The following is a 22,117-nucleotide window of genomic DNA, read 5'->3' as shown; positions in this document are numbered from 1 at the left end:
GGGACCCGGGGAAACAGGGAAAAAAGACACACACCAGACGAAAACCGTTAAAACCCCCCCGACCCCTGGGGGGGGGGGAAAACGGGTTCCAACCCTTTTTCCCCCCCCACGACCCGGGCGTCACTGCTTGCGGGCCACGCCGCCCAGCGTGAGGAAGTTCAGCTCGCTCAGCGGGTGGATGCGGGGGCCGTCGGGCCACCATTCGTGCAGGTAGACCAGCCCCGGCCGGAGCAGCTCCGTGCCGTCGAAGAACTCCGTGATCTGCTCCCGGGTGCGGAACACGCTGCCCAGCCCGGTGCCCTGGAAGCTCGTCTCCAGCAGCCGCGCCAGCTCCTGGCGGGGCGAGTCCTCTTCCGGGTCGAAGTTGTGCGTGAGCAGCAGGTACGAGCCGGGCACGAGCGCCGCCACGTACTCCGCGACGATCGACTTCGCGCGCTCGAAGTCGTCGATGTGGTGGATGATCGACGTCAGGATCAGCGCCACCGGCCGGGTGAAGTCCAGGTACTCCTTGACGACCTCGTCGGCCAGCGTCTCCGCCGGCCGGGTGAGGTCGGCGCCCGTCACGTGGGTCAGGTAGTTCTCCTCGAGCAGCGCCCGGCCGTGCACCTGCACGACCGGATCGATGTCGACGTACACCACCTGCGCGTCCGGGTTGTACCGCTGGGCCACCTGGTGGGTGTTCTCCGCCGTCGGCATGCCCGAGCCCAGGTCGAGGAACTGGTCGATGCCGCGTTTCCCGGCGAGGAACCGGACCGCGCGCACCAGCCAGTCCCGGTGCTCCTTCGCCATCGTGCGCGCGCCGGGGGCGATCGCGAGCAGCCGCCGCATCGCCTCACGGTCGACCTCGTAGTGGTCGTGGCCACCCAGCAGTGCGTCCGACAGCCGGGCCAGGCTCGCCTTGGAGAAATCGAGGGAAGCCGAGCCCCCCTCGGTTCCGGACCGCAGGTCGCCAGGCGTCATCGACTGTTCTCCCTCGTCTGTGGAGCCGGCCCCTGCCCGGGTCCGGCCACCTGTGTCCGGCAACGGACAGTGCTCAGACTACGACATGGCGTTCACCAAGTGAACCAGGCCGAAGGGCCTTACCTGCCAGGGACAACTACCCGATCGTCACTTCGCGCCAGATGTGTCCGCCGTCCGTGGTCCGGTACAGGGCGGAGCCACCGTCGGCGTCCGGCTGGCCGTCGACGACCACTCCGGTGCCCCGGCCGGGGAAGTCGAGATCGGTCAGGCTGAGCCCGCGATCGGACAGCACGGTCGTCGTCCAGGTGCGGCCACCGTCGGCCGTGCTGTGCAGGAACCCGCTGCCGCCGCCCTCGGCCGCGACCGTCGCGGACGCCGGCGAAGCCGCGCCGAAGCCCTGCGTGATCCCGGCGAAGGGCGCCGCGTCGGCACCGCTGAACGTCCCGCCGAGCTGTGCCGCGTGCCGCAGCCGGCGCTCGGTCGACCCTGGCTGCGGCGAACCGGGGCTGCCGCTGCACAACGCCACGACCTGCCGGTCGCGGACCCCGGCGAGCGAGGCGACCGACCCCACCGGGCACGGCGGTTCGGCGGGGGTGAAGCGGACGCCGTCACGCGAGGTCCAGTACTGCTCCGTGCCGTAGTCCGCGCCGAGCGCGACCTGCAGGCCGCCGCCGACGGCCAGGTCGCCGTAGGTGATCCCGCCCGCGGCCGCGAAGCCGGGCACCGGGACCAGCACCGGCGAACCGGCGGCACCGGAGTACAGCCGCGTCGAGCCGTGACCGTCGCCGAAGGTGGTGAGGACGGCGAAGACCCGGCCGGCGGTTTCGGTGATCTTCGAGAGGTAGTAGGGCTCCCGGGCGCCCACCAGGCCGACGGGGTGCCAGCTCGCGCCGCCGTCGCGGGTCGTGCGCACGTGGACGCCGTCGCTGACGTACGCGACACGGTCGCCGGCGAACGTCAGCGCGACGTGGTTGTGGTTGTCCGGCAACGCCATCGGCGGCGCGCCCAGGCGGCGCCAGTGCCTCCCGCCGTCGGTCGTGCCCAGCAGCGCCGGGCACCAGGACTGCGCGCACGGCGAGTACCCCAGGACGTACCCGGTATCGGGGCCGGTCCAGCTCGTCGAAGCGGGCCGGAACCCTTGGGGGACAACGGTTTCCGCCGTCGCGGGCGAGCCGGACACGGCCAGCAGGGTGAGGACGGACGCGAGCAGCGCCGGGATTCTCATGATCACCTGGACGTGCCGCGCGGGACGGGGTTGCCCGTCGCGCGCGAGGTTCCACCGCGCGGATCAGCGCGCCGCGGCCGGCCGGGCGTCGAGCTCGGTGCGCATGTCGAAGAACCGTTCGACCGGCACGACGAGGACGTCGGCCCCCTGGCCGTAGGTGAACCACACCGCGGTGCCGTGGCGCCGGTCGATCACGATCCCGCTCCCTTCAAGAACTTCGCCGCGGCGTCCGCCCAGCCGGGCAGGAAGTGCCCGGCGTCCTCGGCCAGCCGGACGTCGGCGGCCGGCAGGGCCCGCCGCAGCTTGGCCGCGGCGTCGCGCTGGTCGAGCAGGACGTCGTGCGCGCCGAAGTGGGCCTGCACCGGCATCGGCAGCTCGCCCAGCCGCTCGACCGGGAAGACCGGGATCTTCTCCAGCCGCGGCTTGAAGTGCTCGAACGTCGCCAGCGTGAACTCGCCGACCGCGCGACGCTCCAGGTCGGCGGGACTGCCCTTCGCGACCATCGCCAGCGAGCGCCGCCGTCCCCAGGCACCGAACCGGCTGTAGGCGGCGAACTTGAGCAGGGGCGCGACCCGGCCGCGGCCGATCCCGGACGGGTTGACCAGCACCAGCGCCGTGACGCGCGCCGGGCGGCGCAGCGCGTGGTCGAGCGCCCACCAGCCGCCCAGTGAGGTGCCGAGGAAGGCCGCGCGAGGCAGTTCGAGCGCGTCGAGGACGTCGTCGAGCCAGTCGGCGTGGGCCGGCGACCCGAGCGGCGGCCGCGCTTCGACGGTCCGGCCCGGCTCCCCGGGCGCGTCGACGGCGTGCACCCGCAGGTCCTGCGCGAGCGTCGCGATGTCGGGCAGCCAGTGCGCGGCGGTGCCGCCGGAGCCCTGCAGCGCGACGACCGGCGGCGCGCCTGCCGGGCCCGAGACCACGGCGAAGGTGTCGCCGAGACGGGTCTTCAGAGTGGACGTCTCATGCGGCACGGGCCAGCTGTCGAGAAGCGCGTCGTAGCGCCGCCGGACCGCCTCCGCGCCCTCGGCCGAGCGGTAGACGGTGCTCACGCCAGGCCTTCGGTGAACGAGGCCACGAAGCGCAGCAGATCGGCGCCGGCGGCGAGGTCGCCGAGCACGATGATCTTCAGGGTGGCGCGCTCCTTGTCGTAGATGGTCTCGACGCGCAGGGGCCGCTCACCCCCGTCCCGCGGCCCGTTCACCGAGGCGACGACGACGGTGGCGATCCGGTCGGCCATCGCCCGGTCGACGCCGCTGACCTCCGCGACGCTCGAAAGTTCGGCGACGGGCCGGTCCGGCCGCGGTTCGGCCACCGACAGCCCGGTGAAAGCCTCGAGGTCGTCGGCGGCGATCCGGTACTGCTTGCCGATCCGGACCGCCTTGAGCCGTCCGTCCCGCACGTAGTTCCGGACCGTCCGGACATGCAGCCCGAGCTTCGCGGCGACCTGGTCGACGGAGAAGACCTCCTGCGCCATGACCCTCCTCATGTTCCTCAAACTACCCTACCATGTCATCATTCAGGGAAGTTTGAGGAACGGGCGGTTTGCCCGCCCGAGTGCCGGGTATTCCCCGGTGTTGCTCCCGCTCGCCCAGGTACGTCCGCAGTGCGTCCACATCGGACAGTCGAAAGGACGGCGACGTCGATGCCGTATCCCCCGCCCCCCGAGCCCTACGAACCGCCGTACGAGCCGGCCCCGGCCGAAGAAGTCGTGGAGCGCACCCACCCGCGCATCCGGATCGTGCGCACGGTCAACGCCCTCATCCACCTCGTCTGCGCGGTGTTCGCCCTGGTGCTCGCCGTGCACATCCTGCTGGTGTTCGGCGAGGCGAACGCGGCGAACGGCTTCGCGCACCTCATCTCCGAGTGGTCGTCCGGCGTCTCGCTCGGCCTGCGGAACCTCTTCACCCCGGACAACGAGAAGTTCCGGGTGTTCTGCAACGACGGCCTGGCCGCGGTGATCTGGCTGGTCATCGGGGCCGTGCTGACCGACGTCATCACACGCGTCGGCGTGCCGGGACCCAAGCGGGTCTGGTACCGCCGCCGTCGCAACACCAGCTACTACGGCTGACGGACGAGAAGCCGCCCCGGCCTGGACCGGGGCGGCTTCTTCATGAGCTGGGTCAGCCTTTCGGCTGTTCGGCGACCGGTTTGACGGGCTCCGGCTCGGGCCGCGACGCGACCTCGGCGACATCGGCCGGCCGGGGAGCGGGAACGCTCTGAGTGGCGACCACGTCGAAGTGCTCCCGGCACCAGCGGCCGTAGCGGCGTGCCTGCACTGTCATGGTGTCCACCTCCTCTCCGCGAGCGATCCTGGTCACACCCCCAGCGTCCTCCGCCGGGCCACCGAAAGCCAACACATTTAAGCGGGACTTAACACACGGCCGGGTGAACGTCTACAAAGGACTTCAGCCCGCGAACTCCCGCACGACCGTCCGGCAGAACGCCGGCAGGTCGTCCGGGTTCCGGCTCGAGACCAAGCCGTTGTCGACCACCACTTCTTCGTCGACGACGGTGGCGCCGGCGTTACGCAGGTCGGTCCGGATGCTGGGGTAGGAAGTCAGCGTGCGGCCACGGACGACATCCGCTTCGACGAGCGTCCACGGACCGTGGCAGATCACCCCGACCGGCTTGCCCGCGCGCACGAAGTCGCCGACGAACTTGACCGCGTCGCCGTCCGTCCGCAGGTTGTCGGGGTTCATCGTGCCGCCCGGCAGCAGCAGCGCGTCGAAGTCGCCGATGCCGACGTCGGCCACCTTGCGATCGACCGCGAACCTGTCGCCCTTGTCGATGTCGCCGTTCATCGCCTGGATCTCGCCGGTGTCCAGCGACACGAGCTCGACGGTGGCGCCTTCGTCGAGGACGGCCTGGCGCGGCTGCTCCAGCTCGACCTGTTCGACGCCGTCCGCGGCCAGGATCGCGACCCGGCGGCCTTGCAGTGAGTTCGCCATGAAACTTTCCTCCGTGAGATCAATGCACGGAGGAATTACCCGCTCGGAACCCGGTCAAACCCGGTCCACAGTGGACTCAGTCGGAGCACTCGATCGCCAGCACGGCGATGTCGTCGTGGGCCGAACTCCCCAGCCAGTCGCGCACGGCCTGGCGCAGCCGCCGCACGACCTCGCGGGCCGGCTGGCCCGCCGCCGTCGCCAGCACCGCGCGCAGCCGGTCGTCGCCGAACAGCTCCGTCGGGTCGTGGCGGTTGCGGGCCTCGGTGATGCCGTCGGTGTACAGCAGGCAGACGTCACCGCGCTCGAGCCGCACCTCCGCCTCGGCGAACCGGGCCTGCGGCGAGATCCCGACCAGCGTCCCGGGGACGGTGACCTCCTCGACCACGCCACCGCGGCGGACGATCAGCGGCGCCGGGTGCCCGCCGGAGGCCAGGGTCAGGCCGACGCCGCCGTCCGACGGCCGGGCCGTGCCGAGCACCAACGTGGCGAACCGGCTGCTGCCGCCGGCGATGAGCAGCTCGTTGAGCAGCCGCAGCAGCGTCCGGCCGTCGCGCTCGACCATCGCGAGCGCGGTCAGCGCGTGCCGGACCCGCCCGGTCAGCGCCGCGGCCTCGGCGCCCTTGCCGCAGATGTCGCCGAGCACCAGGAACGCGCTGCCGTCGTCGTGCGGGAGGACGTCGTAGAAGTCGCCGCCGACCGCGAGCACCCCGGCGGCCGGCTCGTACCAGGTCTCGAACCGGGCGCCGTCGAGCTCGGGCGGGTCGACCGGGCGCAGTGTCGTCTCCAGGCCGCGCGTGGCCTCCTCCTGGCGGGCGTAGCGCTGCGCGTTGGCCAGCGCCGTCCCGGCCGCCTTGGCGAACTCGACGACCGCGCGGCCCTGCTCGGCACCGAACTCCGGGTCCACCTTGCGGCCCAGCAGCAGGGCGCCGGTGACGCCGGCGCCGCCGCTCGGGCCCAGCGACACCACCACCACCTCGGCGTGGCCGGCGAACCGGTCGGCGACGACCGACGGCAGCGTGGCGACCTCGGGCGCGGGCACCGGTTCCGGCCGGGGCTTGCCGGTGGCCGCGAACGTCGCCGCCAGCACCGGCGCGACCTGCGCCGGGACGCGGCGGATCCGGCCGTGGCCGTGCGCCGACGGGCGCTCGCAGCTCCACCACTCCCACCGGCCGCGGGTGGTCGGCAGCAGCACGAAAACGGTCTCGGCCAGCGCGGACGCGGCCAGCTCGGCGATCACCCGCGCCGTGCCGTGACGCCCGCGCGCGCCGGCCAGCCGGGGCCCGGCCTCGGCGAGGAAGTCGCCGACGTGCCGCTGGGGGACGTCTTCCGCGGGCACGGTCCAGGCGTGCCAGCCGCCCGGCAGGGCTCGGATCCGGGCGGGACGACGATTACCGGCCACCTCGACGTGCCCCGAGGTCTCGGCGATCGGGTGCAGCCGCGGCTCGGCGCCGCCGGTCAGCGTGCGTGCGGCCGGGTTCGCCCAGCGCAGCGCGCCGTCGGTGTCCTGGAGGAACACCGCGTCGCGCACGTCTTCGAGGACCGCCCGCCCGAAGGCGTCGAAGCCCGGCGGCGCGTCCTCACCGGTCATCGGCGGCAGGGCCGCCGAGGCCGGGGCCGGACGTGACACCATGCACGGACCTCCTGCCTCCGGACTGCTATCGCACGGTTACCGCGTGAGCGGGCGGACTGGCTCGAAGTGTAGGGCGAATCATGACACGCTGGGTCGAGGACCATGGCTGGCGCATGCGTGGTGGAGAGGGTCGGCACACATGACAACGGAATCCCAGAGCGAGGCGGCGGCGCTGGAGCGGCTGCTCGTGGCGGTGCGGGATCTCGGGGACGGCAACTTCCGCCGGCGGCTCGTCCCGCACGGCGACGGCATCTCGGCGCAGCTCGCGGTCGCGTTCAACGACATCGCCGAGCGCAACCAGCGGCTGGTCAGCGAGCTGCTGCGGGTACGCGCGGCCGTCGGCCAGGACGGCAGGCTGAGCGAGCGGGTGGAGGCCGAGGTCGGCCCCGGCGGCTGGACCACGGCCGTCGACAGCGTCAACGGCCTGGTCGAGGACCTCACGCGCCCCACGATCGAGCTGGACCGGGTGCTCGGCGCGGTCGCCGAGGGCGACCTGTCCCAGCCGATGACCCTGACGCTGGACGGGCGCCCGCTGCAGGGCGCGTACGCGACGCTGGCCAAGACGGTCAACGGCCTCATCGCGCAGCTGTCGCGGTTCGCCGCCGAAGTGACGAGGCTCTCTCGCGAGATCGCGGGCGAGGGCCGGCTCGGCGGCCAGGCGGTCGTCCCCGGCGTCTCCGGCACCTGGCGCGACCTGACCGACTCCGTCAACTTCATGGCCGACAACCTCACCGAGCAGGTCCGCAACATCGCCCAGGTCACCACCGCCGTCGCGCGCGGCGACCTGACCCAGAAGATCAACGTCGACGCCCGCGGCGAGATCCTCGAGCTCAAGAACACCATCAACACGATGGTCGACCAGCTTTCGTCGTTCGCCGACGAGGTCACCCGCGTCTCCCGCGAGGTGGGCTCCGACGGCAAGCTCGGCGGCCAGGCCCAGGTGGCCGGGGTCGCCGGGACGTGGCGCGACCTCACCGACTCGGTCAACCAGATGGCCGACAACCTGACCGACCAGGTCCGCGGGATCTCGCAGGTGGCGACCGCGGTGGCCAACGGCGACCTGACGAAGAAGATCGAGGTCGACGCCCGCGGCGAGATCCTGCAGCTGAAGAACACGCTGAACACGATGGTCGACCAGCTCTCCGCGTTCGCCGGCGAGGTCACCCGCGTGGCGCGCGAGGTCGGCAGCGAGGGCAAGCTGGGCGGGCAGGCCGAGGTGGCCGGCGCGGCCGGGACGTGGCGCAGCCTCACCGACTCGGTCAACGGCATGGCCGACAACCTCACCGACCAGGTCCGCAACATCTCCCACGTGACCACGGCCGTGGCGAAGGGCGACCTGACCCAGAAGATCACCGTCGACGCGCGCGGCGAGATCCTCGAGCTCAAGACGACCATGAACACGATGGTCGACCAGCTCTCGGCGTTCGCCGACGAAGTCACCCGTGTCGCCCGCGAGGTCGGCACGGAGGGTCAGCTGGGCGGGCAGGCGCAGGTCCCGGGTGTCGCCGGCACCTGGCGCGACCTCACCGGGTCCGTGAACTTCATGGCGAACAACCTGACCACCCAGGTCCGCAACATCGCCCAGGTCGCCACGGCCGTCGCGCGCGGCGACCTGACCCAGAAGATCGCGGTGGACGCCCGGGGCGAGATCCTCGAGCTGAAGACCACGCTCAACACGATGGTCGACCAGCTCTCCGCGTTCGCCGACGAAGTCACCCGCGTCGCCCGCGAAGTCGGCACCGAAGGCAAGCTCGGCGGCCAGGCCACCGTGCCCGGCGTTGCCGGCACCTGGAAGGACCTCACCGACAACGTCAACTTCATGGCGAACAACCTGACCGACCAGGTCCGGAACATCGCCACGGTGACGTCGGCGGTCGCGAAGGGCGACCTGACCCAGAAGATCTCGGTCGACGCGCGCGGCGAGATCCTCGAACTCAAGACCACGCTCAACACGATGGTCGACCAGCTCTCCGCGTTCGCCGACGAAGTCACCCGAGTGGCGCGCGAAGTCGGCACCGAAGGCAAGCTCGGCGGCCAGGCCACCGTCCGCGGCGTCGCGGGCACGTGGAAGGACCTGACCGACAACGTCAACGTCATGGCCACCAACCTGACCGACCAGGTGCGCAGCATCGCCACCGTGGCGGCCGGCGTGGCCAACGGCGACCTGTCGAAGAAGATTTCGATCGTCGCGCAGGGCGAGGTCGCGGCGCTGGCCGAGACGCTCAACGGCATGGTCGAGACGCTGCGCGCGTTCGCCGACGAGGTCACCCGCGTCTCGCGCGAGGTCGGCACCGAAGGCATCCTCGGCGGTCAGGCGCGGGTCCCCGGCGTGGCCGGGACCTGGAAGGACCTGACCGAGAACGTCAACTTCATGGCGCACAACCTGACCAGCCAGGTGCGCAACATCTCGCAGGTGACCACCGCGGTCGCGAAGGGCGACCTGACGAAGAAGATCGACGTCGACGCCCGCGGCGAGATCCTCGAGCTCAAGACCACGATGAACACGATGGTCGACCAGCTCTCGGCGTTCGCCTCGGAGGTCACGCGCGTGGCGCGCGAGGTCGGCACCGAGGGCAAGCTGGGCGGCCAGGCCGAGGTCGACGGCGTGTCCGGCACCTGGCAGCGGCTCACCGAGAGCGTGAACCAGCTGGCCGGGAACCTGACCACGCAGGTCCGCGCGATCGCGCAGGTGGCGACGGCGGTGACGGCGGGCGACCTGACCCGGCACATCGCCGTCGACGCGTCCGGCGAGGTCGCGGACCTCAAGGACAACATCAACCAGATGATCGCGAACCTCAAGGAGACGACGAGGACCAACCGCGAGCAGGACTGGCTGAAGACGAACCTCGCGCAGCTCTCGGGCCGGATGCAGGGTCACCGCGACCTGGCGTCGGTCGCGGCGCTGATCCTGTCCGAGCTGGCCCCGCTGGTCCGGGCCCAGCAGGGCGCGTTCTTCCTGGCCCGCGACGACGACCGCGACGGCACGGTGCTCGAGTGCATCGCCGCCTACGGCCTCGCCCAGTCCCGCGCCGGCCTGCGGTTCTCGATCGGCGAGTCGCTGATCGGGCAGGCCGCCGTCGACCACCGCACGATCCTGGTCCAGGACGCGCCGCCGGAGTACGCGCTGGTGTCGTCCGGGCTCGGGTCGGCGTCGCCGGTGAACCTGATCGTGCTGCCGGTGCTGTTCCAGGGCGAGGTGCTCGGCGTGCTGGAGCTGGCCTCGGTCAACGAGTTCAGCACGGTCCACCAGGACCTGCTGGAGCAGCTGCGGCACACGATCGGCGTCAACGTCAACACGATCCTGTCCAACTCGCGGACCGAAGCGCTGCTGACGGAGTCGCAGCGGCTGGCCCAGGAGCTGCGGGCGCGGTCGGAGCAGCTGCAGGCCCAGCAGGGCGAGCTGCGGCGGTCCAACACCGAGCTGGCCGAGAAGGCGGCGCTGCTGGCCCAGCAGAACCGCGACATCGAGGTCAAGAACAGCGAGATCGAGCAGGCGCGTCAGGAGCTGGAGGAACGCGCCGGGCAGCTGACGGTGGCGTCGCAGTACAAGACCGAGTTCATGGCGAACATGTCGCACGAGCTGCGCACGCCGTTGAACAGCGCGTTGATCCTGGCGAAGCTGCTGTCGGAGAACCCCGAGGGGAACCTGACGGAGAAGCAGATCCAGTTCGCGAAGACGATCTACGCGGCGGGCTCGGACCTGCAGCAGCTGATCAACGACATACTGGACCTGGCGAAGGTCGAAGCGGGCCGCCTCGACCTGCAGATGACCGACATCACGCTGCCGGAGCTGGTGGACTACGTCGAGTCCCTGTGCCGGCCGTTGACGGCGGACAAGGGCCTGGAGTTCGCGGTCCACATCGACCCGCCGGTGCCGGGCAGCGTCCACACCGACGAGCATCGCCTCCAGCAGGTCCTGCGCAACCTGCTGTCGAACGCGGCGAAGTTCACCGACGAGGGCCGCGTCCGCCTCCACATCCGGGCGGCGGACCCGGCGGAGGTCGAGCAGGAGGCGCTCCGGAACGCGCCGGGCATCATCGCGTTCGCGGTCGAGGACACGGGGATAGGGATCCCGGAGGAGAAGCTGGCGGTGATCTTCGAGGCGTTCCGCCAGGCGGACGGCACGACGAGCCGCAAGTACGGCGGAACGGGCCTCGGGCTGAACATCAGCCAGCAGCTGACGGAGCTGCTCGGAGGCGAGCTCCGCGTGATCAGCGAACCGGGCGTGGGCTCGACGTTCACGCTGTACCTCCCGGTGGCGGCATCCAACCTGGTCGACCCCGCGGTGACGGCCCTGTCGTCCCCGCGGCTGCCCCCGGTCCCGAGCACGGTCCTGGTAGCGGCCCCGGACGTGACGCCGAAGAGGTTCCACGGCGAGAAGGTCCTGATCGTCGACGACGATTTGAGGAACGTGTTCGCCCTGGCGGCCGTCCTGGAGCAGGCGGGCCTGGAGGTGGTCTACGCGGAGACGGGCGTGGACGGAATCAGGGCCCTGGAGCGCCACGAGGACACGGCGCTGGTGCTGATGGACGTGATGATGCCGGAACTCGACGGCAACGCGACGATCGCGGCGATCCGCGCGGAAGCGGTGAACGCGGACCTGCCGGTGATCGCGGTAACGGCCAAGGCAACCGCGGAGGACCGAGCCCGCACCCTGGCCAGCGGCGCCGACGACTACATCACGAAGCCGGTGGACACGGACAAGCTGCTGGACGTGATCGCGGCGTCGTTGGAGGCGGACGCTGCGTCGTTTGGAGCGGGTGACGGGAATCGAACCCGCGTAGCTAGTTTGGAAGACTAGGGCTCTACCATTGAGCTACACCCGCGTGCCCCCGAGGTACCCGGGTGCGAGGTCAGCTTAGCGTGACCCGCTAGGCTGACCACACACCCCCCTGGGGGTGTCACGGGATGTGGCGCAGCTTGGTAGCGCATCCGCTTTGGGAGCGGAGGGTCGCAGGTTCAAATCCTGTCATCCCGACCCGGGTTCGAGGCTTGGCTTCGCCTTCGCCTCTTACCCTCCTTCCCACTGCCCGGGGGGCCGAGCCCCCCGGACCCCCACGGTGCCTCTGGCCTCCCCCGTCGGGTCTGCCGTCATTCAGCCCTTCCGGGCGTTCGCTCCAGCGCGAACAGGCAACTGACTCGTCGGCGGATAAGTTTGGGGTGTCGCGCACCTGGTGCAGCACCGGGGTCATCAGGTCGTCTGTGTGGAACCGGGCCCGCTTGCCGCCAGCGTTCGCGGAATCCGCTCTCCCGACGCGGAACGCGGCCGAACCGAAGCTCCCTTCCTCGGGGCGCAGGCGGTCCAGTTTGCGGAGACGGAAGAGGACGCTGGTCGCCGCGCCCATGGCGCCGCCTCCGAGACACACGAGGAGGTCGCGCACAGCCGCGACGCCGGAGTCTCCGAGTCTCATCGCTCCGCTGAAGTCCACCAGGGCCGCGGTTACGGCAATCAAGATCAGGAGTACCAGCGCCCCGACGTTCGAATACAACAGACCGAGCGCGAGCTGTCTTCTGGCCATCAGGTCGGATCGCCGGTCCACAAGCGACTCGATCCTGGTCGCCGTGTCCTTGAGAATTCCCCGCGCGACCTCCAGTTCTTCGTGCGGTTTCACCTCGGTTCTGCGCGCCCGTCCGAAATGGGACAGCACCCGGGCGAGTCGCGATTCACGTGTCCTCAAGTCAGCCATCCGGTGTGCTTCGTGTTCGCGAAGCAGCGCACAAGCTCCGGGCAGCTGTGAAGCGATCATCGCTTCGCAATGCTGCACGTCCTTGGCCTTGAGGTCCCGCTGAGCACGGACGTAGCTGCTGGCGATGATCGTGATGGCCTCCGGCGAATACCGGTACGCCAAGTCGATGTCGTCATTCCCGACGCGTTCGCCCGCCGCATCGAGCAGTGAACGCACGCCCGGGGTCTCGCCATTCTCGGCACGGCGCTTCTGCAGGATGTCCAACGCGATCTCCGCGGCGTTGGACAACGTCCGCGTCGAAGTCAGCAAGCTCGTCGTCATCGAGTCCATACCCGCGGGTCGTTCGCCGGGTTCGGGAAGTTACGTTCGCGGAAAAGTGTCGCGCAACCGAAGCAGGACGGTTATTCGGTCGCCGAAGAGAGTCGATCCCCGGATAGGGTGTCGCGAGCACACGGGTGGGCGGGTAGGAGGCGCGACGCGATGGGTGGGTTCGAAGACCGATTTCCGCCACTCCCCGGCCATCCTCGGCGGGATGAGGTCGCTCCTGAGCCGCCGCGGCGGCGGTGGCTCGGTGCTCGGGCCGGGCTCTCGCTGCTTGCTCTTGGTGTCGTTGTGGCGTTTGTCGTCCTGGGGCCGCGGTGGATTCTCGACTGGGATCTCGGCGGTGCGGGGAGCGGCGATCGGGCCAAGGCCGTCACCGATGTCCGGGAAAGCCTGCTCAAAGCCTTCGGTGGACTGGCGGTCATCGCCGGGGCCACGGCCACCTGGCGGCAGCTGAAGCTCAACCGCCACAGCCAGGTCACCGATGCCTTCTCCACCGCCATCACCCAGCTCGGTGATCCCGTTCTCGACGTACGGCTCGGCGGGATCTACGCACTCGAACGGATCGCCCGCTCCTCCCCTGCCGATCTTCGCGCCGTCGAGGAGGTGCTGTGCCTGTTCGTCAAGAACCGCCCCCGGGGCACGGACGTCGACATCGCCGTGGTCGTGCTCGGGCGGCGGGAAACCCGGAAACCGATCAGGCCGTTGCAGCTGGACCGGGTGAAGCTGCCGGAAATCCGGCTGCGGTTCGCCGTCCTGCCCGAAGCGGACCTGCACTTCGCCGACCTCAGCGGTGCCGTCCTCTACCGCGCGGACCTCACCCGCGCCGATCTCACCGGCGTTTCCCTCAAGGGCGCTGTGCTCGTGGAAGCCTTGCTGTACCAAGCAGACCTGCGGGACGCGGTGCTCACCGGCGCCTTCGCCGAGGGCGTCGACCTGCGCGGCACCGATCTGAGCCGGGCGGATCTCACCGGGGCACGGCTCACCCGGGCCAAGCTGACGGACGCCGATCTGCGTGCGGCCGATCTGACGGACGCCGAGCTGACCGGGGCGGTCGTCGAGGGCGCCTACGTCGACGCCTCGACGACCTGGCCCGAGGGCTTCGAACCCGAAGGTGTGGTCAGCCGGGACGACCTGCCGCCCATCCGGCCGCGGGACTACGACGAAGCCACCCGGCCCGCCGGTAGCTGAGCCAGCCACGACGCCACCGTCGAGGCGATCAGCTCCGGCTGCTCCTCTGGTGTGTGGTGGCCCGCCACGACCGGGTGGTGGACCACCTCCAGCGACGCGAATGTCGACGACATCCAGTCCACCATCGGCGGGGTCAGCATTGTGTCGAAGCCCGGGTCGAACGTGATCAGGAGCTTCGGGACCGAACGCGACGATGCCAGCCAACCGTCGAACGACTCGATCCGGGACACCACCTCGGCCGGTTCGCCGCCCAAGGGCATTGAACGGGCCCAGCGCAGCAACGGGATTCGGGACTCCCGTGTCGGGTACATGCCTTCGTACTCCGGTGGGAGCGACTTCAAGAACATGTCGATCATCGGATCGGCTGTGCCGGGGGTCTTGAGTGCGCGGAACACCTCCGCTCCCGCCGGTGGGAACTCCTCCCACGTCATCGGCTTCAGGACCGCCTCCGTGAACGCCAACCCGCGGACTCGCGATGGGTGCCGCGACGCCCAGTCCGCCGCCAGCGCTCCTCCCCAGTCGTGGCCTACCAGGACCACGTCGTCGAGGGACAGGGCGTCGAACCACTCGTCCAAGTAGCGCGCGTGGTCGTCGAACGAATACTCGATGGGTGGGCGCTCCGAGGACCCCATGCCGATCAGGTCCGGTGCCAGACGGCGGCCCGGTACCAGTGGCATTACGTTGCGCCACAAGTAGGACGATGTCGGGTTGCCGTGCAGGAACACCACCGGTGCACCCGCACCCATCTCGCGATGGAACAGTTTCATTTGAACGCCGCCGCGTTCCGCGCCGCCCAGTCGGCGAACGGGCGGGGTGGGCGGCCCAGGATCTGCGCGACGTCCGGGCTCACCCGTTGCTCCGCGGGCGACGGTGAGCCCAGGATGTCCAGCGTTGCCTCCGCGACCTCCGGGGGCATGAAGTTCAGGAACGACGAAAGCGCTTCCGAACGAGTCTGCGGGATGAACCGCACCGGCTCGCCCAGCGCTGTACCGATCGCCGCCGCCTGGTCTCGTGGGGAAACCAGTGCAGGGCCTGTCAGTTCGTACGTGCGGCCCGTGTGCGACGGCGAAAGCAGCGCCGCGGCCGCCACCTCGGCGATGTCCGCCGGGTCGATCACCGGCAAACCGACGTCGCCGAACGGGGCGGCCACAACGCGGGAAGTACGCACGCTTTCCGCCCACTGCACCGCGTTCGACGCGAACCCGCCCGGCCGGAGGATCGTCCACGGGAGACCCGAGCCGCGCACCTCGTCCTCGAAGAACGACGGGTGCCGGCCGGTTCCGACTCCCTGCGATGACAACAACACGACCCGCGCGCCGTCGGCCGACGCGAGTATCGACGAAAGCGAACCGTGAAAACCCGGTGGCAGCAGCAAAAACACCGCCGTCGCGCCCTCGAAGGCCGGACGCAACGATGCCGCGTCCGCCAAGTCACCCGGGAACGGCCCCTTGCGGGACACCGCCCGTACCTCTTCCCCTGCCGCCGTCAGAGCCTCCACCAAGGGCCGTCCGACGTTGCCTGTCGCTCCCATGACTGTGATCATGCGAGTGACGCTACATTCGGACGTATAGTAGGTACCTAGAGGAAAGTATTGGACGGAGAGGCCAAAGTGACCGAGACCACACCCGAGCTCGCCTGCCCGATCGCCCCCGTCGTCGACATCGTCTTCAGCCGCTGGACGACGCCGATCCTCTGGGCGCTCAACGAATACGGGCGCCAGCGGTTCGTCGAACTGCAGCGCCGGATCGCCAGCATCACCCCGAAAGTACTCACCCAGCGGCTGCGACAGCTGGAGCGCGACGGCCTGATCACCCGCACCTACCACGCCGAAGTCCCGCCGCGGGTCGAATACGAGATCAGCGAACTGGGCCGCAGCCTCGGCCCGATGTTCGCCACCCTCGCCGAGTGGTCGGCCAACCTCGCCAAGGTCGAGGAAGCCCGCGCGGACTACGACGACCGTTCGCGCAGCTCCGCCAGGTAGTCGTCGGCCACCGACGCGCGCAACCCGAGCGTCACGGAGAACTGATGTCCAGGTAGTCGAGGTTCGCCGGGCCGTCGGCGGTCGTCGCCGTCACGCGGACCGTGTGCGACCCCGCGGCCAGGGACAAGGCGCGAGTCACCGTGCTCCACGTCGTCCACGCACCGGTCGGCGGGAACTGGACCCCCGTGGCCACCACCGTGCCGTCGACCGCGATGTCCACCGGACGCGCCGCCGTCGTGCCGTTCGCGTAGCCGAACGTCAGCGCCGACGCCGGGCCGGTCACCTGCCACTCGACGTAGCTGCCGGCCGCGTTGGCGCCGTTCGCGAAGCCGGTCCCCGAGAAGCCCGCGTGGTTCGCGTCGACCGTGCCGCCGGCCGAGAGCGTCGCCGACTCCGCTTCATAACGAGCACCGCTGGCGCGGGAAACCCGGTACAGCACCGTCGCGTGCGAGGGCACCGACGCGCTGATCGCCCCCGACGTGGCGCGAGAAGCCTTGCTCCACAAGTCCTTCAGCGTGTACGACGACGCGCCGCCGATGCCCGTCGCCGATGCCGAAGTGCTGATCGTGGCCGTCGCGGAAGTTTCGTTCGACAGCGCCACCGCGCGGTCACCGTTGGCGAGAATCTTGCTGTAGACGACCAGGCCTCCGTTCGAGCTGAGCACCGTCGCCTGCTTGCCCAGCGGGTCCTGGTCGAGCGCGATCACATCGGTGTTCTTCAGGATCGAGAAGCTGTCGTCGGACACCTTCCGCAGGTCGCTGCCGATGAGCAGCGGCGCCGCCATCATCGCCCAGAGGCTGAAGTGCGTGCGGTACTCGGCCGCGGTCATGCCGCCGTTGCCGACCTCCAGCATGTCCGGGTCGTTCCAGTGCCCGGGGCCGGCGTACTGCGCGAGGCCGCGGTTGGTCTGGGCCTTGCCGATCATGCTCGACCACTTGTCGGAGATGTCACCGGTGGTGCGCCACAGGTTCCCGACCGGCGCCGCCCAGGTCCACGGCTGGTTCTGGCCCCACTCGCAGATCGAGTACGCGATGGCGCGGCCGGACTTCGCCAGCGCGTCCCGCATCGCCTTGTAGCGCTGCTGCGCGTCGACACCCTGGTTGTTGCAGTTGTCGTACTTCAGGTAGTCGACGCCCCATGAGGCGAAGAGGTTCGCGTCCTGCTGCTCGTGGCCGAGGCCGCCGGGGAAGCCGGCCTTGTTGCAGGTCTTCGTGCCGGCGCTGGTGTAGATGCCGAACTTCAGGCCCTTGGCGTGCACGTAGTCGGCCAGCGACTTGATGCCACTGGGGAACCGCGCGGGATCCGGCACCAGGTTGCCCGCCGAGTTCCGCGAGGGCAGCGCCCAGCAGTCGTCGATGTTGACATAGGTGTAGCCGACGTCCTTGAGCCCCTTGCTCACGAAGAGGTCGGCGATACCTCTGATCATTGTCTCGTTGAAGTCGGCTTTGCACTGCGTGGAGTTCCAGTTGTTGAACCCCATCGGCGGCGTGCGCAGGAGCCCGTTCTCCAGCGCGGAAGCCGGGGTCTGACTGAGGACGGTGCCGCTGGCCGCGAGCGCGAACGCGGCGACCGCGACCGCCGTGCGCCGGAGGAAGGACATGCTTGCTCCCTGGTGGAGACATCGGAGGTCTACACCAGTTAGTAAAGGGTCCTGCCTAACCGGGCGTCAAGAGATCATGTATCAGATATGAAATTGGGGTTCCGCTGGCCGGGACCTACTCCTCCGCCGTCACCTGCCGGGCCGTCGCCATCGCGCGCTCGGTCTCCCAGAACGCCCGCATCGACGTGATCAGCCCGTCCTCGCCGACGCGGTAGACGAACACCCCGTCGGTGTCGACGCGGTAGCCGCCGGCCAGGTACGTCGTGATCGTGCCGACGTTGGCGCACTCGTCCCCCGCCGCGTGGGAGTCGCGGATGGTGAACTCGAAGCGCTCCACGTTGGCGATCGTCTTGTCCCAGAACGCGCTGATCCCCTCGCGGCCGTGGTGCCCCTTGCCCTCCTCGTCGAAGAACGACGGCCCGACGGGGTCTTCGACGACACCGTCCGGCGCGAAGAGGTCCAGCCACGCCTCCTTGTCCCCCGCCGTCACCGCGGTCATCGACGCCAGCGCCGCGCGCCGGGCGGGCGGCTGCTCGGCCGACTTGTCCCAGCTGACCTGCACACCCATGCCCGTCACTCCTCGAACTTGGCGATGATCTCGGTCCCGAACCTGCGGATGGACTCCAGCTTCGGCTCGATCGGCGCGTCGAACCCGACGCCGTCGAACACCCACGGCATGGTGATGATGTCGGTGACGCCCACCTCGGCCTGCTCGCGGTAGCCGTCGAGGCCGAACTTGTCGATGCAGACCGCCTGGTACTCGAACGGGTCGTCGGCGCGGCCGCGCTCGGCCAGCAGCTCCTTCAGCCGGGCGATCGTGTCGCGCAGCTCCTCGAGCTTCATCATCGCCGACGACCAGCCGTCGGCGACGCGGGCCGCGCGCTTCAGCGCGACCTCGGTGTGGCCGCCGATGTAGAACGGCACCCGCGACGGCGGCGCCGGGCTCATCTGGATCTTGTCGAAGTCGTAGAACTCGCCGTGGTACTCGACCATGCCGCCGTCGAGGATCAGCCGGAGGACGTCGATGGCCTCGTCGACGCGCTTGCCGCGCCGCTCGAACGGCACGCCGCAGTACTCGAACTCCTGCGGCAGCCAGCCGACGCCGAGCCCGAGGCCGAACCGGCCGCCGGTGAGCACCGACGCCGAGCCGACCTGACGGGCCAGCAGCACCGGGTTGCGCGAGCCGAGCTTCAGCACCGACGTGTAGAACTCGATGCGGCTGGTGACCGCGCCCATCGCCGCGGTCGCGACGAGCGGGTCCACCCAGGGCGTCTCGCCGGTCCAGAACCGGCTGCCGTCGGGGGTGTACGGGTAGTCCGTGTCCACCGTCTCGGCGTAGAACAGCGAGTCCGGCAGGGCGATGGAGGCGAAACCGGCCTCTTCGGCGGCCCGGGCGAGCTCGCCCAGCTGATCGAGGGGGTTCATCGCGATCGACAGGGTGAACTTCATAGCGTCGAACTATAACGTGTTCTAGTTTACTCGGCCAGCTCTGACGGTGTGCCGGATCACTCTCCGGGAACCCTCCGCGTAACGTCCGCGTTGTCCGAATCAAAGGTGGCTTCCGGTCACCGAGCACCCGAGCTTCTGGGAGTGGTCCATGGGCACCGCGATCTTCCTGATCGTGCTCGTCGTCGTGATCGTCGGTGGCGGCCTGTATTTCTCGCGGCAGCGCGCCGCGGCCCGGCAGCGCGAGCTGGACGACGCCAAGGCCGACGCGCGGCGGCTCGTCGAGCGGCTCGGCGGTCAGGTCCTCAACCTCAACGGCAACGACACCGCGTCGATGCAGGCGATGGCGGACGCCGCCGAGCGCTACAACGCGGCCGGCTCCCAGATGGAGCAGGCCCGCACGATCGAGCAGGCCCGCCTGGTCAAGGACACCGCCGTCGAGGGCCTCTACTACGTCCGCGCCGCGCGGGTCGCGATGGGCATGGACCCCGGCCCGCAGCTGCCGGAGGAGGCCGAGCGCGAGCGCGCCGGCAAGGTCACCGAGCGCCGCGACGTCGACGTCGAGGGCCAGCACTACGCCGCCTCGCCCGACGCGGGCCAGGACACGCCGTACTACTACCCCGGCGGCCGCGTGGCCGGGCGGCCGGTGCCGCAGGGCTGGTACAGCGAGCCGTGGTGGAAGCCCGCGCTCGTCGCCGGTGCCTGGGGTCTCGGGTCGATGTTCCTGTTCAGCGCGATGTTCTCCGGCATGGGCGGCATCGCCAGCGCCGGGGCCTGGGAGTCCGGCTACGACGCGGGCCAGCAGGACGCGCTCGAGTCCGGTGACGCGGGCGGCGACGGCGGCGACATGGGCGGCGACAGCGGAGGCGACTTCGGCGGCGGTGACGGTGGCGGCGACTGGGGCGGCGGCGGTTTCGACGGTGGCGGGTTCGACGGCGGGGGCTTCGACGGGGGCGGCTTCGACTTCTGAGGTCGCGCCGGCATTCTCGCCGCATGGCGACTGTCCTGATCCCGGTCCCGGCACGCGACTCGGACCCGTCCGAGGTGGCGGTGAGCCACGCGGTGCTCACCGCCGCCGGGCACACCGTGCGGTTCGCGACGCCGGACGGCACGCAGGCCACCTGTGACGAGCTGATGGTCACCGGCCGGGGCCTCGACCCGTGGGGCCGCGTGCCGGGCTTGGGCGGGCTGGTCGCGATCGGGCGGATCCTGCGAGCCGACAGCGCCGCGCGGGACGCCCACCGCGCCCTGCTCGCCGATCCCGCGTGGCAGTCGCCTTCGAGCTGGGACGAGGCCGAACTCGAAGACGGCCTGCTGCTGCCCGGCGGGCACCGCGCCCGCGGGATGCGCGAATACCTCGAAAGTCCCGTGCTGCAGGGCGTGGTCGCCGAGGCGTTCCGCCGGGACCTCCCGGTCGCGGCGATCTGCCACGGCGTCCTGCTCGCCGCGCGCAGCCTCGACCCGGACACCGGGCGCTCGGTCCTGCACGGCCGCACGACGACGGCGCTGACCTGGCAGCTGGAGCGCACGGCCTGGCGGCTCGCGCGGCGGACCCGGTTCTGGGACCCGGACTACTACCGCACCTACCGCGAGGAACCGGGGCAGCCCGAGGGGTACATGTCGGTGCAGCAGGAGGTCACGCGGGCGCTGGCGCGGCCGGCGGACTTCCGGGACACGACCGACCGCCTCCAGGCGAGCGGCCGGGCCCGTGACCGGCTCGACGACCCGCGTCCGGCGTTCGTCGTCGAGGACGGGAACTACGTGTCAGCGCGCTGGCCCGGTGACGTCCACACGTTCGCGAAGACCTTCGCCACCCGCCTTCACGCCGGCTGACAGGTCGGGCACCAGTAGAGGTTGCGGCCCACCAGCTCCGAGTTCGCCACCGGCGTCCCGCACACCAGGCACGGCTCCCCGGCCCGCCGGTAGACGTACACCTCACCGCCGTGGCGGTCCACGCGGGCCGCGCGGCCCATCGCCTCCGGCAGGTGCTCGGGGCGGACCGTGTCGATCCGGCCGACGCGGACGCCGTCGCGCATCAGCAGCACCAGGTCGGCCCAGATGTCGTCCCACAGCGCGCGGTCGAGCGCCCGGCCCGGCGTCAGCGGCGCGACGCCGTGGCGGAACAGCACCTCGGCGCGGTAGACGTTGCCGACGCCCGCCAGCACGGCCTGGTCCATCAGCAGCGCCGCGATCGACGTCTTCGACCGCGAGACGCGCGCCCACGCCTGCTCGGGTTTCGCGTCGCGGCGCAGGGGGTCGGGTCCGAGACGTGCCTTGATCGCGTCCACCTGGTCCGGGGACAGCAGTTCGCAGCGAGTCGGGCCGCGCAGGTCCGTCCAGTGGGTCCGCCCGGCCAGCCGCAACCGGACCTGTCCCACCGGCTCCGGCGCCGGCAGCGGGGACTCGCCGAAGGTGCCGTAGAGCCCCAGGTGGATGTGCACGATCCCGTGTGGACCGTAGTCGTGGAAGAGGTGCTTGCCGTACGCCTGGGCGCCGACGAGCACCTGACCGTCCAAACGGGACGCCTCGGTGACGAACCGGCCCTGCGGGCTGCTCACCTCGACCGGGGCGCCGGCGTACCGGCGCTTGTGCAGCCGCGCGAGCCGGTGGAGCGTGTGCCCCTCGGGCATCAGGCCTCCGGCAGCGCCGGCGGGGTGCCGGTGCGCTCGTAGTCCAGCAGCTGCCGGACGCGGCGCGCGTGCCGCTCCTCCGGCGAGACCTCGGTCGCCAGGAAGGCCTCGACGATCTCGGTGGCCTGCTCGACGGTGTGCATCCGGGCGCCGACGCCGATCAGCTGGGCATGGTTGTGCTCCCGGCACAGCTGGGCGGTCTCGACGCTCCACGCGAGGCCGCACCGCGCGCCGGGGACCTTGTTCGCGGCGATCTGCTCGCCGTTGCCGGAGCCGCCGACGACGATGCCGCGGCTGCCCTCGTCGGCCACCACGCGCAACGCCGTCTCGACGCAGAACGCCGGGTAGTCGTCGGCCGCGTCGTAGACCCGCGGGCCGATGTCGGTGACCTCGTGGCCCTGCTTCTCCAGGTGGGCGACGAGGTGGTTCTTCAGCTCGAAACCGGCATGGTCGGATCCCAAGTAGACACGCACGGCTGGGAGTCTGCCATCAGGGCCGGTT

General features: G+C 70.5%; 21 protein-coding genes and 2 tRNA genes. 7 read left to right on the top strand and 16 right to left on the bottom strand.

Annotated features, from left to right (window positions below; all coding sequences use genetic code 11):
- Positions 1-120: 120 nt before the first annotated feature.
- The 5 genes from ACZ7PG_RS47520 to ACZ7PG_RS47500 form a co-directional block, all read right to left on the bottom strand.
- On the bottom strand, positions 121-960 hold the full coding sequence (locus ACZ7PG_RS47520) for an SAM-dependent methyltransferase (protein ID WP_470245832.1): 840 nt from the start codon (positions 958-960) through the stop codon (positions 121-123).
- 136 nt (positions 961-1,096) lie between these two features.
- A complete protein-coding gene (locus tag ACZ7PG_RS47515) occupies positions 1,097-2,191 on the bottom strand; it encodes a sialidase family protein (protein ID WP_470245831.1) in 1,095 nt (364 codons plus the stop codon).
- 57 nt (positions 2,192-2,248) lie between these two features.
- Complete coding sequence (locus ACZ7PG_RS47510; protein ID WP_470245830.1) at positions 2,249-2,380, bottom strand: hypothetical protein; 132 nt, start codon at positions 2,378-2,380, stop codon at positions 2,249-2,251.
- Positions 2,377-3,231 carry an alpha/beta fold hydrolase gene (locus ACZ7PG_RS47505; protein WP_470245829.1) on the bottom strand — a complete coding sequence of 285 codons (855 nt, stop codon included), beginning with the start codon at positions 3,229-3,231 and terminating at the stop codon, positions 2,377-2,379. The genes ACZ7PG_RS47510 and ACZ7PG_RS47505 overlap by 4 nt, the downstream gene beginning before the upstream one ends.
- Positions 3,228-3,656, bottom strand: a complete 429-nt coding sequence (locus ACZ7PG_RS47500; protein WP_470246480.1) for a helix-turn-helix domain-containing protein — start codon at positions 3,654-3,656, stop codon at positions 3,228-3,230. The genes ACZ7PG_RS47505 and ACZ7PG_RS47500 overlap by 4 nt, the downstream gene beginning before the upstream one ends.
- A 168-nt stretch (positions 3,657-3,824) precedes the next feature.
- Between ACZ7PG_RS47500 and ACZ7PG_RS47495 the strand changes: the two genes are divergently transcribed.
- Positions 3,825-4,250, top strand: a complete 426-nt coding sequence (locus tag ACZ7PG_RS47495; RefSeq protein WP_470245828.1) for a hypothetical protein — start codon at positions 3,825-3,827, stop codon at positions 4,248-4,250.
- Positions 4,251-4,302: 52 nt separating this feature from the next.
- Here the strand turns inward: ACZ7PG_RS47495 and ACZ7PG_RS47490 are convergent, their stop codons facing one another.
- From ACZ7PG_RS47490 to ACZ7PG_RS47480, 3 genes are all read right to left on the bottom strand, one after another.
- Positions 4,303-4,464: a hypothetical protein gene (locus ACZ7PG_RS47490; RefSeq protein ID WP_470245827.1), complete on the bottom strand. Its 162-nt coding sequence runs from the start codon at positions 4,462-4,464 to the stop codon at positions 4,303-4,305.
- 123 nt (positions 4,465-4,587) lie between these two features.
- Entirely contained in the window at positions 4,588-5,130 is a 543-nt protein-coding gene (locus ACZ7PG_RS47485) for a type 1 glutamine amidotransferase domain-containing protein (RefSeq protein ID WP_470245826.1), read from the bottom strand.
- Between the two features lie 76 nt (positions 5,131-5,206).
- The gene (locus ACZ7PG_RS47480) at positions 5,207-6,760 is read right to left on the bottom strand and encodes a SpoIIE family protein phosphatase (protein ID WP_470245825.1); all 1,554 of its coding nucleotides are present in this window, start codon (positions 6,758-6,760) and stop codon (positions 5,207-5,209) included.
- 139 nt (positions 6,761-6,899) lie between these two features.
- Between ACZ7PG_RS47480 and ACZ7PG_RS47475 the strand changes: the two genes are divergently transcribed.
- Positions 6,900-11,561: a HAMP domain-containing protein gene (locus ACZ7PG_RS47475; RefSeq protein WP_470246479.1), complete on the top strand. Its 4,662-nt coding sequence runs from the start codon at positions 6,900-6,902 to the stop codon at positions 11,559-11,561.
- On the opposite strand, the gene ACZ7PG_RS47470 is transcribed toward ACZ7PG_RS47475, so the two are convergent.
- Positions 11,513-11,586, bottom strand: a tRNA-Gly gene (locus ACZ7PG_RS47470). The genes ACZ7PG_RS47475 and ACZ7PG_RS47470 overlap by 49 nt on opposite strands.
- A 78-nt stretch (positions 11,587-11,664) precedes the next feature.
- On the opposite strand from ACZ7PG_RS47470, the gene ACZ7PG_RS47465 reads away from it, so the two are divergent.
- Positions 11,665-11,738, top strand: a tRNA-Pro gene (locus ACZ7PG_RS47465).
- A 1,321-nt stretch (positions 11,739-13,059) separates the two neighbouring features.
- On the top strand, positions 13,060-13,959 hold the full coding sequence (locus tag ACZ7PG_RS47460; protein ID WP_470245824.1) for a pentapeptide repeat-containing protein: 900 nt from the start codon (positions 13,060-13,062) through the stop codon (positions 13,957-13,959).
- Here the strand turns inward: ACZ7PG_RS47460 and ACZ7PG_RS47455 are convergent.
- Both ACZ7PG_RS47455 and ACZ7PG_RS47450 read right to left on the bottom strand, forming a co-directional pair.
- A complete protein-coding gene (locus ACZ7PG_RS47455) occupies positions 13,926-14,726 on the bottom strand; it encodes a haloalkane dehalogenase (RefSeq protein WP_470245823.1) in 801 nt (266 codons plus the stop codon). The two genes, ACZ7PG_RS47460 and ACZ7PG_RS47455, sit on opposite strands and share 34 nt — an antisense overlap.
- Positions 14,723-15,502 (bottom strand): SDR family oxidoreductase, encoded by a 780-nt coding sequence (locus tag ACZ7PG_RS47450; RefSeq protein WP_470245822.1) that lies wholly within the window; start codon positions 15,500-15,502, stop codon positions 14,723-14,725. The genes ACZ7PG_RS47455 and ACZ7PG_RS47450 overlap by 4 nt, the downstream gene beginning before the upstream one ends.
- 66 nt (positions 15,503-15,568) lie before the next feature.
- Between ACZ7PG_RS47450 and ACZ7PG_RS47445 the strand changes: the two genes are divergently transcribed.
- Positions 15,569-15,940, top strand: a complete 372-nt coding sequence (locus ACZ7PG_RS47445; protein ID WP_470245821.1) for a winged helix-turn-helix transcriptional regulator — start codon at positions 15,569-15,571, stop codon at positions 15,938-15,940.
- 31 nt (positions 15,941-15,971) lie between these two features.
- Here ACZ7PG_RS47445 and ACZ7PG_RS47440 read toward each other — a convergent pair whose 3' ends face one another.
- From ACZ7PG_RS47440 to ACZ7PG_RS47430, 3 genes are all read right to left on the bottom strand, one after another.
- A complete protein-coding gene (locus ACZ7PG_RS47440; protein ID WP_470245820.1) occupies positions 15,972-17,540 on the bottom strand; it encodes a carbohydrate-binding protein in 1,569 nt (522 codons plus the stop codon).
- 115 nt (positions 17,541-17,655) lie between these two features.
- Positions 17,656-18,108 carry a nuclear transport factor 2 family protein gene (locus ACZ7PG_RS47435; protein WP_470245819.1) on the bottom strand — a complete coding sequence of 151 codons (453 nt, stop codon included), beginning with the start codon at positions 18,106-18,108 and terminating at the stop codon, positions 17,656-17,658.
- 5 nt (positions 18,109-18,113) lie between these two features.
- Positions 18,114-18,989, bottom strand: coding sequence for a TIGR03619 family F420-dependent LLM class oxidoreductase (locus ACZ7PG_RS47430; protein WP_470245818.1), 876 nt, complete (start codon positions 18,987-18,989; stop codon positions 18,114-18,116).
- 148 nt (positions 18,990-19,137) lie between these two features.
- Between ACZ7PG_RS47430 and ACZ7PG_RS47425 the strand changes: the two genes are divergently transcribed.
- Complete coding sequence (locus ACZ7PG_RS47425; protein ID WP_470245817.1) at positions 19,138-19,956, top strand: hypothetical protein; 819 nt, start codon at positions 19,138-19,140, stop codon at positions 19,954-19,956.
- Positions 19,957-19,979: 23 nt separating this feature from the next.
- Positions 19,980-20,819: a type 1 glutamine amidotransferase domain-containing protein gene (locus ACZ7PG_RS47420; RefSeq protein WP_470245816.1), complete on the top strand. Its 840-nt coding sequence runs from the start codon at positions 19,980-19,982 to the stop codon at positions 20,817-20,819.
- Here the strand turns inward: ACZ7PG_RS47420 and ACZ7PG_RS47415 are convergent.
- Together ACZ7PG_RS47415 and ACZ7PG_RS47410 are read right to left on the bottom strand one after the other, a co-directional pair.
- Positions 20,807-21,616 (bottom strand): Fpg/Nei family DNA glycosylase, encoded by an 810-nt coding sequence (locus tag ACZ7PG_RS47415; protein WP_470245815.1) that lies wholly within the window; start codon positions 21,614-21,616, stop codon positions 20,807-20,809. The genes ACZ7PG_RS47420 and ACZ7PG_RS47415 overlap by 13 nt on opposite strands.
- Positions 21,616-22,089 (bottom strand): ribose-5-phosphate isomerase, encoded by a 474-nt coding sequence (locus tag ACZ7PG_RS47410; protein ID WP_470245814.1) that lies wholly within the window; start codon positions 22,087-22,089, stop codon positions 21,616-21,618. Before ACZ7PG_RS47410 ends, ACZ7PG_RS47415 begins: the two co-directional genes overlap by 1 nt.
- Between the last annotated feature and the right edge of the window lie 28 nt (positions 22,090-22,117).

It is taken from the genome of Amycolatopsis sp. NPDC114504, from assembly GCF_055633595.1.
This window is presented reverse-complemented; position numbering and strand designations above follow the sequence as displayed.